Annotated in this window: 16 protein-coding genes; 8 read left to right on the forward strand and 8 right to left on the reverse strand. The window is 67.5% G+C overall.

What is annotated here, in order from left to right:
• Positions 1-113: 113 nt before the first annotated feature.
• From ACTHN1_RS03565 to ACTHN1_RS03595, 7 genes are all read right to left on the reverse strand, one after another.
• The gene (locus tag ACTHN1_RS03565; RefSeq protein ID WP_440469599.1) at positions 114-1,130 is read right to left on the reverse strand and encodes a magnesium and cobalt transport protein CorA; all 1,017 of its coding nucleotides are present in this window, start codon (positions 1,128-1,130) and stop codon (positions 114-116) included.
• Positions 1,131-1,302: 172 nt separating this feature from the next.
• The gene (locus tag ACTHN1_RS03570; RefSeq protein WP_440469600.1) at positions 1,303-3,324 is read right to left on the reverse strand and encodes a glycoside hydrolase family 97 protein; all 2,022 of its coding nucleotides are present in this window, start codon (positions 3,322-3,324) and stop codon (positions 1,303-1,305) included.
• Positions 3,325-3,365: 41 nt separating this feature from the next.
• The gene (locus ACTHN1_RS03575) at positions 3,366-4,541 is read right to left on the reverse strand and encodes a lipoprotein N-acyltransferase Lnb domain-containing protein (RefSeq protein ID WP_440469601.1); all 1,176 of its coding nucleotides are present in this window, start codon (positions 4,539-4,541) and stop codon (positions 3,366-3,368) included.
• 1 nt (position 4,542) lies between these two features.
• On the reverse strand, positions 4,543-5,406 hold the full coding sequence (locus ACTHN1_RS03580; RefSeq protein ID WP_440469602.1) for an HlyC/CorC family transporter: 864 nt from the start codon (positions 5,404-5,406) through the stop codon (positions 4,543-4,545).
• Between the two features lie 63 nt (positions 5,407-5,469).
• The gene (locus tag ACTHN1_RS03585; RefSeq protein ID WP_440469603.1) at positions 5,470-6,054 is read right to left on the reverse strand and encodes a hypothetical protein; all 585 of its coding nucleotides are present in this window, start codon (positions 6,052-6,054) and stop codon (positions 5,470-5,472) included.
• Positions 6,055-6,110: 56 nt separating this feature from the next.
• The gene (gene ybeY / locus ACTHN1_RS03590; protein WP_295378698.1) at positions 6,111-6,599 is read right to left on the reverse strand and encodes an rRNA maturation RNase YbeY; all 489 of its coding nucleotides are present in this window, start codon (positions 6,597-6,599) and stop codon (positions 6,111-6,113) included.
• Positions 6,596-7,579 carry a PhoH family protein gene (locus ACTHN1_RS03595; protein ID WP_440469604.1) on the reverse strand — a complete coding sequence of 328 codons (984 nt, stop codon included), beginning with the start codon at positions 7,577-7,579 and terminating at the stop codon, positions 6,596-6,598. Before ACTHN1_RS03595 ends, ybeY begins: the two co-directional genes overlap by 4 nt.
• A gap of 286 nt (positions 7,580-7,865) precedes the next feature.
• Between ACTHN1_RS03595 and ACTHN1_RS03600 the strand changes: the two genes are divergently transcribed.
• From ACTHN1_RS03600 to ACTHN1_RS03615, 4 genes are read left to right on the forward strand one after another with little or no spacing between them, the layout of a single operon-like run.
• Positions 7,866-8,570 (forward strand): TetR/AcrR family transcriptional regulator, encoded by a 705-nt coding sequence (locus ACTHN1_RS03600; protein ID WP_440469605.1) that lies wholly within the window; start codon positions 7,866-7,868, stop codon positions 8,568-8,570.
• Positions 8,560-9,522 carry an HlyD family secretion protein gene (locus tag ACTHN1_RS03605; RefSeq protein ID WP_440469606.1) on the forward strand — a complete coding sequence of 321 codons (963 nt, stop codon included), beginning with the start codon at positions 8,560-8,562 and terminating at the stop codon, positions 9,520-9,522. Before ACTHN1_RS03600 ends, ACTHN1_RS03605 begins: the two co-directional genes overlap by 11 nt.
• Positions 9,523-9,538: 16 nt before the next feature.
• Entirely contained in the window at positions 9,539-10,474 is a 936-nt protein-coding gene (locus ACTHN1_RS03610) for an ABC transporter ATP-binding protein (protein WP_440469664.1), read from the forward strand.
• On the forward strand, positions 10,471-11,562 hold the full coding sequence (locus ACTHN1_RS03615; RefSeq protein ID WP_440469607.1) for an ABC transporter permease: 1,092 nt from the start codon (positions 10,471-10,473) through the stop codon (positions 11,560-11,562). The genes ACTHN1_RS03610 and ACTHN1_RS03615 overlap by 4 nt, the downstream gene beginning before the upstream one ends.
• 45 nt (positions 11,563-11,607) lie before the next feature.
• Here the strand turns inward: ACTHN1_RS03615 and miaB are convergent, their stop codons facing one another.
• Positions 11,608-13,032, reverse strand: a complete 1,425-nt coding sequence (miaB, locus tag ACTHN1_RS03620) for a tRNA (N6-isopentenyl adenosine(37)-C2)-methylthiotransferase MiaB (protein ID WP_440469608.1) — start codon at positions 13,030-13,032, stop codon at positions 11,608-11,610.
• Between the two features lie 226 nt (positions 13,033-13,258).
• Here miaB and ACTHN1_RS03625 point away from each other — a divergent pair, with 226 nt between their 5' ends.
• The 4 genes from ACTHN1_RS03625 to ACTHN1_RS03640 all read left to right on the forward strand — a co-directional run bounded on the left by ACTHN1_RS03625 (position 13,259) and on the right by ACTHN1_RS03640 (position 17,017).
• Positions 13,259-14,224, forward strand: coding sequence for a lytic transglycosylase domain-containing protein (locus ACTHN1_RS03625; RefSeq protein WP_440469609.1), 966 nt, complete (start codon positions 13,259-13,261; stop codon positions 14,222-14,224).
• A gap of 176 nt (positions 14,225-14,400) precedes the next feature.
• Positions 14,401-15,012 carry a ubiquinol-cytochrome c reductase iron-sulfur subunit gene (petA, locus tag ACTHN1_RS03630; protein ID WP_141453682.1) on the forward strand — a complete coding sequence of 204 codons (612 nt, stop codon included), beginning with the start codon at positions 14,401-14,403 and terminating at the stop codon, positions 15,010-15,012.
• Between the two features lie 3 nt (positions 15,013-15,015).
• Positions 15,016-16,278 carry a cytochrome b gene (locus ACTHN1_RS03635; RefSeq protein ID WP_440469610.1) on the forward strand — a complete coding sequence of 421 codons (1,263 nt, stop codon included), beginning with the start codon at positions 15,016-15,018 and terminating at the stop codon, positions 16,276-16,278.
• Positions 16,271-17,017 (forward strand): cytochrome c1, encoded by a 747-nt coding sequence (locus tag ACTHN1_RS03640; RefSeq protein WP_440469611.1) that lies wholly within the window; start codon positions 16,271-16,273, stop codon positions 17,015-17,017. The genes ACTHN1_RS03635 and ACTHN1_RS03640 overlap by 8 nt, the downstream gene beginning before the upstream one ends.
• Positions 17,018-17,126: the final 109 nt, after the last annotated feature.

Consider the following 17,126-nt stretch of genomic DNA (forward strand, 5'->3'; position numbering starts at 1 on the left):
CACCCTCCACGGAGACTCCCGCTAGAGTCCTCCGATGCCGGGAGAGGGTCAATCCGTAAGCCGGATTCCCGGCTTCGACTTTGGTCGAAACCGGGCCTGCGTCACCGCCGCCGCTACAGCCAGCGGACGCGCTTGAACAGGCGGTACAGGCCGATGCAGACCGCCGCCACGCCGACCATCAGCAGGGGATAGGAGAACCGGCCGGCCAGCTCCGGCATGTGCTCGAAGTTCATGCCGTACCAACTGGTGATCAGGGTCGGCGCGGCCAGCAGCGCGGCCCAGGCGCCCAAGCGCTTGACCGTCTCGCCCTGGGCCAGCGTCACCAGCGACAGGTTGACGCTGAGCGCGGTGGTCAGCATTTCGCGCAGGGTGTCGGTGGACTCGTTGACCCGCAGCGCGTGGTCATGCACGTCGCGGAAATACAGCCGCACTTCCTCGGGAATCAGCGGGCTCTGGGTGCGCGACAGTTGCGCCAGCACATCCTGCAGCGGCGCCACCGCCAGGCGCATCTTGGTCAGCTCGCGCTTGAGTTCGTACAGCTTGACCACGGTCACCCGGCGATAGGTGTCGGCGAAGATGTCCTTCTCCAGCGTGTCCAGGGTCTGGCGGAACTCGTCGACGATCGGGCGGTAATTGTCGACGATGAAATCGAGCACCGCGTACAGGCCGTAGGAGGGTCCCAATCCCAGCAGATCCGGTTCGCGCTGGACCCGTTCGCGCACCGGCGCGTACGACAGCGACGCGCCGTGGCGCACGGTCACCAGGTAGCGCGGCCCGAGGAAGGCATGGGTCTCGCCATAGCGGATCCGATCGTCCACCACCTGCGCGGTCTGCATGACGATGAACAGCGAGTTGCCATAGGCCTCCAGCTTGGGGCGCTGGTGCGCGTTCTGTGCATCCTCCACCGCCAGATCGTGCAGGCAGAATTCCTCCTGCAGCTTTTCCAGCACCGAGTCGGCGGGCTCGTACAGGCCGACCCAGATGAAGGTGCCGTCCTCGACCGCCAGCACGTCGCTGATCTCGTCCAGGGTGATGTCCCGGCGCTTGCCGTGCTGGTCATAGACGGCGCAATTGATGACGCAACTGGGCAGGTCGTTCTGGACCGGGTTCAGCGAGGGCGATTGGTTCATGGGCCGGATCGTGCGCCAGTTGACCCTGAGCGGCAAGCGGCCGCCATTGCTCCCTGGAGCAACGTCAGTGGCGACCGCCATCCGGACGACCGGTCGATTCCCGGTGGGGGCCACGGCGCTTGGCCGTGGGGCATGGCCGCGACCGACGTCGCTCCTGCGGAGGAGAAGAAACCTACTTCGCCACGAAGCGGATCGCCTGGCCGCCGCCCGGCGCCAGCCTGAGTTCCAGCGTGTCGGCGGCACCCACTTCGCGCTCCTCGATGACGATGTCCTCGCGCGCGCCCTTCCAGTTCGCCTTCGGGCCGTCGCGGTAGATCTGCGCGGTGTAGCGGCGGCCTGGATCCAGGAACGACAGCGGCGCCTTCAGCGTGCGCGGCTCCTCGTCGGTGATCGCGCCCAGGTACCAGTTGTCGCCATGGCGATCCTTGCGGACGATGGTCACGTAGTCGCCGACCTCGCCATTGAGCACGCGGGTGTCTTCCCAGTCCACCGGCACGTCCTTGATGAACTGGAACGGGCCCGGGTTGGCCTCGTAGTTCTCAAGCAGGTCCGCTGCCATCTGGATCGGGCTGTAGATGACCACGTACAGCGCGAGCTGCTTGGCCCAGGTGGTCGCCACGCCATCCGGGGAGCGGGTCTTCATGCCGAAGATGCCGGGCGTGAAATCCATCGGTCCGGCCAGCAGCCGGGTGAACACCAGCATGGCTTCATGTTCGGGCGGATTGCCGGGGTTGCCCCAGGCGTTGTACTCCATGCCGCGCGCACCCTCGCGCGAGATCCAGTTGGGATAGGTGCGGCGCAGGCCGGTGTCCTTGATCGGTTCGTGGGCGTTGATGGCGATATGGCGCCGGGCCGCTTCGGTCACCACCTTCAGGTGATGGCGGGCCATGTCCTGGCCTTCGTGCCAGGCGTAGTGAATCCTGCCATCCCCGCCGACCACCTTGGCCTGGCCGGCGTCCGACACGTAGCCGGTCTTGACCGCCGGCACGCCGACGCGCTGGTACAGATCGAACGCCGCGCCCATCTGTGATTCGTAATGGGCGGCGTTGGCCGATGTCTCGTGGTGGCCGATCAGGACGACGCCCTTCGACTTCGCGTACGCGCCCAGTTTCTCCAGATCGAAATCGGGATACGAACGGGTGAAGCTGAAGTCCTCGCCGTTGCCGAACCAGTCGCCATCCCAGCCGACGTTCCAGCCTTCGACCAGCACGCCGCCAAAGCCGTGCTTCGCGGCGAAGTCGATGTGCTTCATCACGTTCTCGTTGGTGGCGCCGTGGCGCGGCCCCGAGGCCCAGGTCCTGGTGTCCAGATGCATTTCCCACCAGACGCCGACGTACTTCATCGGCTTGACCCACGACACCTCGCCCAGCACGTTGGGTTCGTTGAGGTTGAGGATCAGGGAAGAGGTCACCAGACCACCGGCGTCGTCGGCGATCTGCACGCTGCGCCAGGGCGTGTTGAACGGCGCTTCGCGGATCACCTTGGCACCGTCGATGCCCGGTGTCAGCAGCGCCTTCAGCCGGCGTCCTTCCACACGGGTGAGGTTCATGCCGGAATAGTCGACCAGTGCGGCCTCGTGGATCGACAGATGGGTGCCGTCGGCCAGCCTGAAGGTGATCGGCGTCTGCGCGTCGCCGACTTCCTCCACCGGGGTGCGGTGGTACAGGTACTCCTCGCGGTTCCATTCGCCAGCCGGAATCCACCAGGCGGTGGCGTCGCCGGCGAGGGCGAACTCGGTCAGCTCCTCGCGGATCTTCACCGTCGGCAGGCCATCCTGGCGGGGAAACTCGTAGCGGAAGCCCAGGCCGTCGTCGTATACGCGGAACACCAGGTCCAGGTGCCGGCGCGGCCCGGCGTTCTCGGCGAGGGTCACGCGCAGTTCGTTGTAGCGGTTGCGGATGCGGCGACGCTCGCCCCAGGGTTGTTCCCAGGTCTCGTCGAACGAGCGCATGCGCGGCGCGGTCACCGCGATGGCGCGATCCAGTTTGGGCGTGTCGACCAGCAGGAAGCCCAGCCGCGACGGCGCCAGCAGCGGCTTGCCGTCGCGCTGCACGGTGTAGGTCGGGCGGCCATCGGGATCGGCGTCCAGTTCCACCACGATGCGTCCGTCCGGCGAGCTGACGCGCGCGGCCGGCGCGGCGAGCGCGGCCAGGGGAACGGACAGGACGGCCAGTGCGAACAGTCGAATCAACATGCGGACCCTGCGTGGTGCGGCGGGAGAGTCCGCATCCTGCGTCAGCCGGCGTGAGGCGACCGTTTGAATACGTATGCGAGCGCGAGGTGGACGGGCAGCAGCAACGCGATCCAGGACTGGTTGTACTGATAGCCGAAGGCGAAAGGCAGCCACTGCACGAACCAGGCGAACAACGCGCACAGCGCGACGGCCGTCAGCACGCCGCGGAACAGCCGGCCCGGATTGCGGCGGCGCAGCACGGCGATCGCGCCGGGAACCAGCAGCAGGCAGAGCGGATTGAGCAGCAGCAGGTTGTGGTTGCGCCAGGCGGCCCAGTGTTCGCTGAAACCCCACAGATAGACCAGCAATCCGCCGGCGATCGCGCACAGCAGCCAGAACGGCAGCGCGACGGCGGCCACCGCGCGCGGATGACGACGCCCGACCAGGGTGAGCGCGACGGCGACGGCCAGGCCGATCAACAGCCACGGCCACCAGCGCCGCGGCGTCTCGGCCGGCTCCGGTGCGATCCGGTGCGGCAGCAGTTCGGCCTCGGCCTGCACCAGCGGCCGGCCGGCGGCGTTCTTCGCTTCGCGCAGGCTGTCGGCCAGGCGCATCGGGATGAAGGCTTCCTCCCAGCGCGACATGGGCAGATCCGAGGAGGGGCCGAGACCGACGTCGAAGCCCAGCCACATCCAGGTCGCCGGCGAGGCCAGCCGCACGCTCTCGCTGCGGTAGGTGTTGCCGCGCGAACGGCCGGCCAGCTGCGGCTTCAGCGCGCCCCCCATCGCCGCGTCCAGCGCGTCGCGGACCTGGGTCGAACAGTTGGCGGTGAAGTAGTCGTAGCGGTAGCGCGCGTTCTCGGGCCGCGCCCGCACCGCCAGCGTATCGGCCAGCGCCTGCGCCTGTTCCGGCGGCAGGTCCAGCCATTGCAGGCGCACCCCGCGGCCGCTCTGGCGATACTGCGCCATGTCCTCGTCCAGCGGCAGGTCGACCAGGTAGTACTGCATCACGCCGCGGGCGAAGTTGCCGACGAAATCCGGTTCACCCGGATTGAAGTAGCCGAAGTTGTAGGAGGTGGCCGCGCCGGTGGCGGGATCCACGACCACGATGGCGTTGTGGCCGAAGCGTTCGAAGAACACCTCGCCGGGTTGCATGGTCGCCACGCCGATGCGCGGCGCGGCGAAGGCCGATGCCGCCAGCAACCACAGCGCGGCGATCAGGAGCAGGCGGCGCAGCACGTCAGGCGTCGGCCAGGATGCCGACGTGGAAGGCGTGCACGCGGCGCGCGTCGGCCTTGGCCACGCGGAAGGCGAACCGGCCCAGGGTGAGTTCCTCGCCGGCTTCCGGCAGGTGGCCGATGGCGGACGTGACCAGGCCGCCGATGGTGTCGTATTCGTCATCCGGGAAGTCCGCACCGAAGCGTTCGTTGAAATCGGCGATCGGCGTCAGCGCGTCGACCACGTACTGGCCGTCGGCCTGGACCGCGATCAGCGAGGCGTCGTCCTCGGCTTCGTCGTGTTCGTCGTCGATCTCGCCGACGATCTGCTCCAGCACGTCCTCGATGGTGACCACGCCGGCGACGCCGCCGTACTCGTCGACCACGATCGCCATGTGGTTGCGCGAGAGCCGGAATTCCTTGAGCAGCAGGTTGAGCTTCTTGGACTCGGGGATCAGCACCGCCGGGCGCAGCAGTTCGCGGATGCTGCCCGGGCCATTGTCGGCCACCACGCCGCGCAGCAGGTCCTTGGCCAGCAGGATGCCGAGGATTTCGTCCTTGTTGTCGCCATGGACGGGGAAACGCGAATGGCCGGATTCGACCACCAGCTTCATCAGGTCCAGGAAGCGGCCATCCACAGGCAGCGAGATCATCTGCGCGCGCGGCACCATGACGTCGCCCACGGTCAGTTCGGCGACCGTCAGCGCGCCTTCCATCATCCGCAGGGTGTCGCCGCCGATCAGGCCGTCGCTCTGCGCATCGCGCAGGATCGCGACCAGGTCTTCGCGGGAGGTGGGTTCGCCGGAAAACGCCGAACTCAGGCGTTCCAGCCAGCTGCGCCGTTTTTCGTGGTGTTCCGGCGCGGGGGTACTGTCGTCTTCTGACATCTCTCGGAAAGGGGCGCCCGCGACGCGGGCGACGGGGCAGAGTCTAGCAGGCGTGGCGGACGCTCAGCCGCCGGCGGGCGCCTCGGCCGGCTCATCCTCAAGCGGATCAATGCTGTAGGTGCAGCCGACCAGGGTCTTGCCGGGGTGGGAAGTGACGTTGGAGACGTTCAGCACCAGCGAGCGGACCAGGGTTGCGCCGGTGGCCGGATCGCGGACTTCCTCGCTGACCAGCTCCTTGCCGAACATGGCCTTCCCGGGGGTGTCGACCGCCGTTTCCAGCGCCAGTTCCTTCGCCAGCGGGCGCGGGTCCGGCAGGTCCAGCACCGCCATCACGCTGGAGCCGGCGAAGGCGATGCGCTCGCTGCGATGGCCGAACACCGTCACCGGCGCGTTGAGCGCGTACTCGCTCAGGAACATGTTGCTCTGGGGCAGTGGCCGCCAGCCCAGCGAAACCGCCTGCAGCGGATCCTGCAGGGCGGTGGCCAGGGCCATGAATTCCTCGGGCTGGCCCTGACAGCTGATCAGCCGGGCGATGTCGACCTTGGCCGGAGGCACGGCAGGCGATGCTTCATCCGCCGCGCTCCGTGCATCCCCAACGACGGCCAGCGCCAGCAGCAACAGGACGAAGGAGGGGCGGGCAGGGCGCATTCGGGTCGATCCGCGATTTCGGGAACCCGAAGCGTAGCCGCTGGACGCGGCCGGGACTACTGTTCGGCGTAGGGATCGTCGATGCCGAGTTCGGCCAGGATCTCGCGTTCCAGCTGCTCCATGCACTCGGCTTCCTTGTCGTCCTCGTGGTCCCAGCCCAGCAGGTGCAGGGTGCCATGGACGGTCAGGTGGGCGTAGTGGGCGGCGAGCGTCTTCTTCTGCTCGCGCGCCTCGCGCGCCACCACCGGCGCGCAGATCACCAGATCGCCCAGCAGCGGCATCTTCACGCCCTTCGGCAGCTTGACGCCTTCGGCCACGTCGGCCGGAAAACTCAGCACGTTGGTCGCGTAATCGCGCCCGCGATAGTGGCGGTTGAGCGCGCGGCCTTCCTTGCTGTCGACGATGCGGATCGCCAGATCGGCCTCGCGGATGCGCCCGCGCAGCGCCGCGGCCACCCATTTGCGGAAGCTCACCGCCGCGGGCAGGCCCGCGCGCGGCAGCGCATAGCTCACCGAAACCTCCAGCCGTGTCGGACCCTGCGTCATGCCGGACCTGTCTCCGAATCCTTGCCCTCGCGCGCATCGTAAGCCTGGACGATGCGCGCCACCAGCGGATGGCGGACCACGTCGCGGCTGCTGAAGAAGGTGAAGGAAATGCCGTCCACGTTGCGCAGGACGTCCAGCGCGTCCTTCAGGCCGGACTTCTGGTGGCGCGGCAGGTCGATCTGGGTCAGATCGCCGGTAACCACGGCGGTGCTGCCGTAGCCAATGCGGGTCAGGAACATTTTCATCTGCTCGATGCTGGTGTTCTGCGCCTCGTCGAGGATGACAAACGCGTCGTTAAGCGTGCGTCCGCGCATGTAGGCCAGCGGCGCGATCTCGATCACGTTCTTTTCCAGCAGCTTGACGACCTTCTCCACGCCGAGCATCTCGTACAGGGCGTCGTACAGCGGGCGCAGATAGGGATCGACCTTCTGGGTGAGATCCCCGGGCAGGAAGCCCAGCTTCTCGCCGGCCTCCACCGCCGGACGCACCAGGATCAGGCGCTGCACCCGCGACTCGTTCAGCGCCTCGACCGCGCTGGCCACCGCCAGGAAGGTCTTGCCGGTGCCGGCCGGGCCGATGCCGAAGTTGATGTCGTGGGTGGCGATGGCATGCAGGTAGTTGGCCTGGTTGGCGCCGCGACCGCGCACGGTGCCGCGCTTGACCTTGATCGCCACTTCCTGCGGTTCGAAGCCACCGGCGGCGACATGATCGACATTGGCGTCGTTGAGGCGCAGGTGGATCGCCTCGCTGTCGAAGGTCTCGCTGGCGGTTTCCTCGTAGAGGGAACGCAGCAGCTTTTCGGCGGCAGCCACCGCCCTCTCCGGCCCGGTGACCCGGAAGATGGCGCCTCGGTTGGCGATTTCCACGCCGAGGCGCAGTTCGATCTGGCGCAGATGGGCATCGAACGGGCCGGCCAGGTTGGCCAGGCGCTCGGCGGTTTCGGGTTCCAGGGTGAATTCGCGTTTGCTGGGTACGGTCATGGATGAAAGACGGTGGCGGTGGCCCGGCCCAGCGGACGACCGCGGGGCGGCCCGCGGGTGCCGGACGGCAGGCGTAGACGAAACGGGGTTCGGCCGGTCCTATCTGGAGCGGGCGCGTGGGATTTGCAAGCGGCAGATCAGCGGTCGGGCTGGATCACGGCGGCGTTCCTCGGCCGAAGTGTCAGGCCGCGAAGGTTAAACCGCGATCCCGCGAGGCGCCAGCCGGCACGACCGCTCGTCGGCGCGCGCTTGCATTAATTAAATGATGAATTAAATAATGCGCGCCATGTCCAGACCCCCCTCCCGAACACGCGCCAGACCCACTGTCGCCGGAAGCACGACGCCGTCCCGGCGCAAGCGCACTCCCGGCCGCCCCGGCGCCGACCAGATCGATCAGCGCGAACGCCTGCTCGACGCCGCGCTCGCCTGCTTCGTCCGCCAGGGCATCGCCGCCACATCGCTGCGCGACATCGCCGGCGAGGCGGGGGTGACGCCGGCGCTGGTGCATTACTACTTCGGCGACAAGCCGCAACTGCAGCAGGCCGTGGTGGGCGAACGGCTGCTGCCGGTGGTGGCGCAACTGCGCGAGCCGGTAGCGCGGGCGCAGGGCGACGTGGCCGCCCTGATCGCCGCGTTCGTGCATGGCGTGGGTGGCCTGGTGGCGCGTCATCCGTGGCTGCCGACCCTGTGGGTGCGCGAAGTACTGTGCGAGGGCGGGGCGCTGCGCGACCTGCTCATCGAGCAGATTGGTCCGCTGCTGCCGCGGATGATGGCGACCCGCTTCGCCGAGGCGCAACAGCAGGGACGCCTGAATCCGGATCTGGATCCGCGCCTGTTGATGGTGTCGCTGGTCGGGCTGACCTTTTTCCCGTTGGCGGGAGCGCCGATCTGGCGCGCGCTGTTCGGCGCCGCCGATGTCGATTTCGATGACCTGCGCCGGCACACGCTGGTGCTGCTGGACCGCGGACTGGAGCTGGACGATGCGAAATGAGCGCAACCTGATGATGGCCGCGCTGGTGCTGGCGCTGGCCGCCTGCAAGCCCGCGGCGCCGCAGGCGCTGGGTACGCTGGAATGGGACCGGGTGACCTTGCCCGCGCCCGTCGCCGAAAGGATCGTGCGCGTCGACGTGCGCGAGGGGCAGCAGGTCGCGGCCGGCGCCCCGCTGTTGCAGCTCGAACTGGCCCGCACGCAGTCGCAACTGGAAGCGTCGCGCGCGCAGGCGCGGCAGAGCCGCGACGTGCTGGCGGAACTCCAGGCCGGGCCCCGCGTGGAAGCTATCGCGCAGGCGCGCGCCGCGCTGGCGGCGGCGCAGGCGCAGGCCAGCGACACCCGCGCCTATTTCAACCGCCTGCAACCGCTGGGCCGGCAGCAACTGGTGGCTGCGTCCGAAGTCGATCGCGCGCGCGCCGCCGCCGACAACGCCGCCGCCCAGGTGCGCTCGGCCCAGGCCGCGTTGCTGGAACTGGAGCGTGGCACCCGCCCGGAGCAACTGGCGCAGGGCGAAGCGGCGCTGGCCGCCGCCGAGGCGCAGGCGGCGGTGCAGTCGGTGACCCTGGACAAGCTCACCGTGGTGGCGCCCCGCGCCGGTCGCGTCGACAGCCTGCCGTACCGATTGGGAGATCAGGCGCCGGTCGGCGCGCCACTGGCGGTCATGCTGGTCGGGGAGACGCCCTATGCGCGCATCTATGTCCCCGAGCCGCTGCGCAGCCGGGTCAAGGTGGGCGATCCGGTGCGCGTGCACGTCGATGGCCGCGACCAGGTCTACGCCGGCAAGGTCCGCATGATGCGCAGCGAGCCGGTGTTCACGCCGTACTACGCACTGACCGGCAAGGACGCCGCGCGCCTGAGCTATCTGGCCGAAATCGACCTGGGCAGGGATGCCGCGGATCTGCCGGCAGGTTTCCCGGTACGGGTGGAGTTCGGCGATGGCCGTGACCGCTGACACCGGCGAGCTGGCGATCCAGGCGCGCGGACTGACCAAGCGTTTCGGCGAACTGGTGGCGGTGAACGCGGTGGACCTCGGGGTGCCGCGGCGCAACGTCTATGGATTCCTGGGGCCGAACGGTTCCGGCAAATCCACCACGATCCGGATGCTGTGCGGCCTGCTGACACCGAGCTCGGGCGACATCGAAGTCCTCGGCCTGAGCATTCCCGAACAGGCCGAGCAACTGCGCACCCGCATCGGCTACATGACCCAGAAGTTCTCGCTGTTCGAGGATCTGAGCGTGCGCGAGAACCTGGAATTCCTCGCCGCGGTGCAGAACCTGTCCAGGGCCGAGGCGCACACGCGCATCGACGAGCTGATCGAGCAGTACCACTTCCAGGATCGGCAGAAGCAGCTGGCCGGCACGATGAGCGGCGGACAGAAACAGCGGCTGGCGCTGGCGGGCGCGGTGATCCACCAGCCCGAACTGCTGTTCCTGGACGAGCCCACCAGCGCGGTGGATCCCGAATCGCGCCGCGACTTCTGGGAGAAGTTGTTCGAACTGGCCGACGCCGGCACCACCATCCTGGTCTCGACCCATTACATGGACGAGGCCGAGCGCTGCCATCGCATCGCCATCCTCGATCGCGGCGTCCTGGTGGCCGACGGGACGCCCGCGGACCTGACCGGGGAACTGGCCGGCCGCACGCTGGCGGTGGAAGCCGCGCAGCCGCGCCAGGCGCAGAAGATCCTGCTGTCCCTGCCGGGCGTGATCAGCGTGGCCCAGATCGGCAATACCCTGCGCGTGCTGATGGCGGGCAATGGCGATGCCGCCGCCCGGGTGGCCGATGGATTGCGCCAGGCGGGCCTGCAGGCCAAGGTCACGCCTTCGCAAAGCAATCTGGAGGACGTGTTCGTCGCGGCCACCCGTGGCCGTCCCGACCCGGACGGGCAGGAGCGTGCCGCATGATCTGGCGTCGGCTCTCGGCGGTCATGCTGAAGGAAGTACGGCAGATGCGTCGCGACCGCATCACCCTGGCGATGATCGTCGCCATCCCGGTGATGCAGCTGCTGCTGTTCGGCTATGCCATCAACACCAATCTGCGCGACCTGAAGGCGGGCGTCGCGGATCAGGCCAATACCGCCGCTTCGCGCGCGACAGTGATGGACATCATGGCGACCACGGTGGTCAAGCCGGCCCTGTCGGCGCGTACCCCGCAGGAACTGATGGAGGCCATTCGCAGCGGCGAGATCAGCCTTGGCATCGTGGTGCCGCCGGATTTCGAACGTCGTCGCGCCGAAGGGCGGGAACAGGTGCAGATCCTGGTCGATGGCAGCGACAACGCGGTGCAGAGCGCGGCGGCGCAACTGGCGCAGATGCCGGCGGATACCGCCGTCCGCGCGGTGGTGCCGGCCGAGCGTGCGATCAACGTGGTCGCGTTCTACAACCCGGAACGGCGCTCCGCCGTGAACATCGTGCCGGGCCTGATCGGCGTGATCCTGACCATGACCATGGTGCTGTTCACCGGCGTGGCCATCGTGCGCGAACGCGAGCGCGGCAACATGGAACTGCTGATCGCCACCCCGGTCAGCAGCGCGGAGCTGATGATCGGCAAGGTGCTGCCCTACATCGGCATCGGCCTGATCCAGACCACCGTGGTGCTGGCGCTGGGCATGTGGCTGTTCGAGGTGCCGCTCAACGGCAGCGTCTGGCACGTCTATGTCGCGGCGATCCTGCTGATCGCCGCCAATCTCACCCTGGGCCTGCTGATTTCGACCCGGGCGCAGTCGCAGTTCCAGGCCATGCAGATGACTTTCTTCGTGTTCCTGCCGTCGATCCTGCTGTCCGGTTTCATGTTCCCGTTCTCGGGCATGCCGAGGCCGGTGCAGTGGCTGGCGGAGGTATTGCCGCTGACCCACTTCCTGCGCCTGATCCGCGGGGTGATGCTGCGCGGGGCGAGTCTGTGGGAGTTGTGGCCGGACGTGCTCGCGCTGCTGGCCTTCATCACGGTGATGATGTCGGCCGCGATCCTGCGTTTCCGCAAGCGGCTGGATTGAACCGGAAAGTCCGGATGGGGGCGACGCAAGTTGCTCCGGAAGGACTCAGGCCGCGTGCTCGTCCACCGTGGCGATCCGTCCGCGCAGCGAGTTGGTCAGCGCTTCGGTGATCACCACATCGACGAACTGTCCAATCAGGCGCGGATGGCCCGGGAAATTCACCGAGCGCATGTTCTCGGTCTTGCCGGTCAGCTCGTTCGGATTCTTGCGCGACGGACCTTCCACCAGCACCGACTGCACGCTGCCGACCATCCGCTGCGAGATGCCGGCGGCGTAGGCGTTGATGTGCGCCTGCAGACGCTCCAGGCGGGCGTGCTTGGTCGCCTCCGGCGTGTCGTCTTCCAGATCCGCGGCCGGCGTGCCGGGGCGGCGCGAATAGATGAAGGAAAACGACTGATCGAAACCGACGTCCTCGATCAGCTTCATCGTCTTGTCGAAATCGGCATCGGTCTCGCCGGGAAAGCCGACGATGAAATCGGACGATATCGAAATGTCCGGGCGCACCGCGCGCAGCTTGCGGATCTTCTGCTTGAACTCCAGCGTGGTGTAGCCGCGCTTCATCGCCGCCAGCACGCGGTCGCTGCCGGCCTGCACCGGCAGGTGCAGGTAGTTGGCCAGTTGCGGCACGTCGCGATACGCCTCCACCAGCGAATCGCTGAACTCCAGCGGATGCGAGGTGGTGAAGCGGATGCGGCCGACGCCTTCGATCTCGGCGATGGTGCGGATCAGCAGGCCCAGGTCGGCGATTTCGCCGTCGCCATAGGGACCGCGATAGGCGTTGACGTTCTGGCCGAGCAGGTTGATTTCGCGCACGCCCTGCGCGGCCAGCTGCGCCACTTCCACCAGCACGTCCTCGAAAGGCCGGCTGACCTCCTCGCCGCGGGTGTAGGGCACCACGCAGAACGAGCAGTACTTGGAGCAGCCTTCCATGATCGAGACGAACGCGCTCGGCCCTTCGGCGCGCGGTTCGGGGAGGCGATCGAACTTCTCGATCTCCGGAAAACTGATGTCGACCTGCGGTTGGCCGGACTGGCGCCGCTCGCGGATCAGTTCCGGCAGGCGGTGCAGGGTCTGCGGGCCGAACACCAGATCCACGTAGGGCGCGCGCTTGACGATCGCTTCGCCCTCCTGCGAGGCCACGCAGCCGCCGACGCCGATCAGGACCGGTTTGCCGTCCTTCTTCAGCGACTTCCAGCGACCGAGCTGGCTGAACACCTTTTCCTGCGCCTTTTCGCGGATGGAGCAGGTATTGACCAGCACCACGTCGGCTTCTTCGGGGTTGTCGGTCAGTTCCAGGCCTTCGGCGGCGGCCAGCACGTCGGCCATCTTGGCCGAGTCGTACTCGTTCATCTGGCAGCCGTGGGTCTTGATGAACAGCTTGCCCCGGGCCGGCGACGAGGCCGGGCGGGCGGGGGAGGCGACGGGCAGGTCGCCCGTCAGGGCGGTGTCGGGGGCTTGCGTCCCGGTCATGGCGCTTATTCCAGGCGGGTGGGCGGACGGAAACCGCATAGTTTACGCGGGGTGGTCCGGTTCCGCGCCGATTCGGCGTTGAAGGGAAGGAATACACCCGTCGGCGGGACCGCGCCGGCGGCGCGCGGGCCGGATGTCCGGATCCCCGACCGACCGCACAGATTCGAGGATTCCTTTCTTGGACAAGGACTTGGCAATCACTCCCGGATCCGGGACACTGCCCCGCATGAGGGGGACGCTACTGCCATTGGGGGTGCTGGCCGCACTGGCCTGCACGGCACCGGCCGCGATCGCGGGCACGTTGTACAAGTGCACCGGCGCCGACGGCGTGCCCGCCTATGTCAGCAAGCGCGTCAGCGGCGCCCAGTGCGAGGTGATCAGCCGCTACACGCCCGAGCGCGGCAATTCGCGGGTGTCCAGCGTGTCCCGTCCGGCCGATGCCTCCAGCCTGTCCACGCCGGCGGCGCCGCCGACCCGGCCCGGCACCGCCGCGGTGGGCGCGGCGACCACCGCCAGCGTGCCGGTCACCACGGCCGCGTCGGTGGCCCCGGCCGCCATCACCCCCGCGCCGTTGCCCGCAGCCACCGGCAGTGCTGCGGGAACCCGTCGGGTGGTCAGCGGGCAGGTCTATTCCTACATCAAGGATGGCGTGCGCCACTACACCAGCACCCGTCCCCGCGGCGGGGACGGCGCGGTGGCCAGCCTGCGGACCATCAAGTACAGCTTCATCGAAACCTGCTTCGCCTGCGGCAACCCCGGCCTGAATTTCGGCACCCTGCGCCTGAACACCGCCGCCTACCAGGCCGAGATCGCGTCGGCCTCGCGCGAGTTCGGGGTCGACGAGGCGGTGATCCGCGCGATCATGCACGCCGAATCCTCGTACAACCCGATGGCGCTGTCCCATGCCGGGGCCCAGGGCCTGATGCAGCTGATGCCGGCGACCGCGCGCCGGTTCGGCGTCAGCGATGCCTTCAATGCAAGCCAGAACATCCGGGGCGGCGTGCAGTACCTGTCCTGGCTGCTCAAGCGGTTCAACGGCGACCTGCGCCTGGCCGCGGCCGGCTACAACGCCGGCGAGGGCGCGGTGGACCGCCACGGCGGTGTTCCGCCGTACCGGGAAACCCAGCGCTACGTCGAGCGCGTGGCGGTCCTGGCCGATCGCTACCGCGGCAACATCGCCGCCGCACGCTGACGCGGAATCCCGCCATCCGGCGGGTCCAAGACGACCGCAAACCCTTGATCCACGGCAAAACGTTGTCGGTCGGTTAAGGCATCCGCTACACTTTGCTGTCTTTGCGGCCCGCCCCGAGCTCTGGGCGCGGGTGCTGGCAGCCTTTTAGCTACCTGATTGTTTTGCGGAGTGCCGGAATGGCCAACGATGGGGTCAATGGGCCTGTGAATACAGGCCGACGCCGGTTTCTGACTGCGACCACGGCTGTGGTTGGTGCGGTCGGTGCCGGTTTCGCAGCAGTACCGTTTATCAAGTCGTGGAATCCGAGCGCGAGGGCCAAACTGGCCGGCGCCCCGGTGACCGCCGACCTCACCGGCCTGCAGGAAGGGCAACGCCTGATCCTGGAGTGGCGCGGCCAGCCGATCTGGATCGTCAAGCGGTCCAAGGCGATCCTGGACGCGCTGCCGACCCTGGACAGCCGCCTGCGGGATCCGGAGTCCAAGAACACGGACCAGCAGCCGGCCTACATCAAGGGCGAAACCCGCTCCCTGAAGCCGGAAATCTCCGTGCTGGTCGGCCTGTGCACCCACCTGGGCTGCTCGCCGGAAATGGTGGCCGAAATCCGGCCCGAACCGTATGACCCGGACTGGAAGGGTGGCTATTTCTGCCCCTGCCACAAGTCGCGCTTCGACATGGCCGGCCGCGTGTTCCAGGGCGTTCCGGCGCCGACCAACCTGGTCGTGCCGCCGCACTACTACGAGAACGACACGACGATCGTGATCGGCGTCGATCCGAAGGGAGCCGCGTAAGCCATGTCGAACATCTTCAACCGTACCGCCGATGGCGTGATGGATTGGTTCACTGCGCGTGCGCCGAGCTTCATGCCGTTCTACCGGAAGCACATGTCGGAGTACTACGCTCCGAAGAACTTCAACATCTGGTACATCTTCGGCGTCCTGTCCTCGATCGTGCTGGTCAACCAGATCCTGACCGGCATCTTCCTGACGATGCACTTCAAGCCGAGCGCCGCGGAAGCGTTCGCCTCGGTCGAGTACATCATGCGCGACGTGGAGTGGGGCTGGCTGATCCGGTACATGCACAGCACCGGCGCCTCGCTGTTCTTCATCGTCGTCTACCTGCACATGTTCCGCGGGTTGATGTACGGCAGCTACCAGAAGCCGCGCGAGCTGGTCTGGATCCTGGGCATGCTCATCTACCTCGTGCTGATGGCCGAAGCCTTCATGGGCTACGTGCTGCCGTGGGGCCAGATGTCGTTCTGGGGCGCCAAGGTCATCATCTCGCTGTTCGGCGCCATCCCGGTGATCGGCAACGGCCTGACCGAGTGGATCATGGGCGACTACCTGCCCGGCGACGCCACCCTCAACCGCTTCTTCGCCCTGCACGTGATCGCGCTGCCGCTGGTGCTGCTGCTGCTGGTGGTGCTGCACATCTTCGCCCTGCACGAAGTCGGCTCCAACAACCCCGACGGCGTGGAAATCAAGAAGGGCCCGAAGGGCAACCGCTGGTCGCCGACCGCGCCGGCCGACGGCATCCCGTTCCATCCGTACTACACGGTCGGCAAGGACCTGTTCTACGTGTGCATGCTGGTGATGATCGCCGCGTTCATCATCTTCTTCGCGCCGGCCTTCGGTGGCTGGTTCCTGGAGCATGACAACTTCACCGAGGCCAACCGCCTGGTGACGCCCGAGCACATCAAGCCGGTGTGGTACTACACCCCGTACTACGCGATGCTGCGCGTGGTGCCGCACAAGCTGAGCGGCGTGCTGGTCATGTTCGGCGCCATCGCCATCCTGTTCCTGGTGCCGTGGCTGGATCGCGCCAAGGTCAAGTCGTACCGCTACCGCGGCAAGCTGTCGTGGGCGCTGCTGCTGACCTTCGCGGTGAGCTTCCTGTGGCTGGGCAAGATCGGCGCCGGTCCGGGTACCGACATCGTCGAGACCTACATCGGCCGCGTGCTGACCGTTTACTACTTCCTTTTCTTCCTGACCATGCCGCTGTGGACCAAGTGGGACAAGACCAAGCCGGTGCCGGAACGGGTGACGACGCATGACTAAGACCTTGACTTCCCGCCTAGCTGTCTTCGCCAGCGGGTTGCTGATCTCGTTCTCCGCGCTGGCCGCCGAGGGCGGCGACAAGCTGCAGGCCGGCAACGACCTGAGCGACCGCGCGTCGCTGCAGCGGGGCGCCCAGCTGTACATGAACTACTGCTCGGGCTGCCATTCGCTCAAGTACCTGCGCTATTCGCGCATGGCCGAGGACCTGGGCCTGACCGAAGACGAGGTGATGAACAACCTCAACTTCACCGGCGCCAAGTTCGGCGAGCAGATCCAGGTGGCGATGCCGCACGATCCGGCCGGCAAGTGGTTCGGCAAGATGCCGCCGGATCTGAGCACCATCTCCCGCGTCCGTGGCAGCGACTGGATCTACACCTATCTCAAGTCGTTCTACCTGGACGAGTCCCGCCCGCTGGGCTGGAACAACAAGCTGTTCCCGAACGCGTCCATGCCGAACCCGTTCTGGGAGCTGCAGGGTCTGCAGCACGCCGAATACGGCAAGCCCGACGCGGCGACCGGCGATCGCCACGTCGAATCGCTGAAGCTGGCCCAGCCCGGTCGCCTGAGCCCGCAGGAGTTCGATCAGGTCGCGCGCGACGTGACCAACTTCCTCGAGTACGCCGGCGAACCGGCGGCCCTCAAGCGCCAGAGCCTGGGCGTGTGGGTCGTGCTGTTCCTGGCGGCGCTGTCGTTCCTGGCCTATCTGCTCAAGCAGGAGTACTGGAAGGACGTGCACTGACACGTCCGGCGCTCCCTCGTGCCGTCCGGCTGCATACGCCGGGCGGCAGGGCGGTGCCCGGTGGCATGGCGGCCGCTTGGCATTTTCCTGAAGGGATTGCACACTCGGG

The organism is Pseudoxanthomonas sp., assembly GCF_051953815.1.
Taxonomy (GTDB): Bacteria; Pseudomonadota; Gammaproteobacteria; order Xanthomonadales; family Xanthomonadaceae; genus Pseudoxanthomonas_A.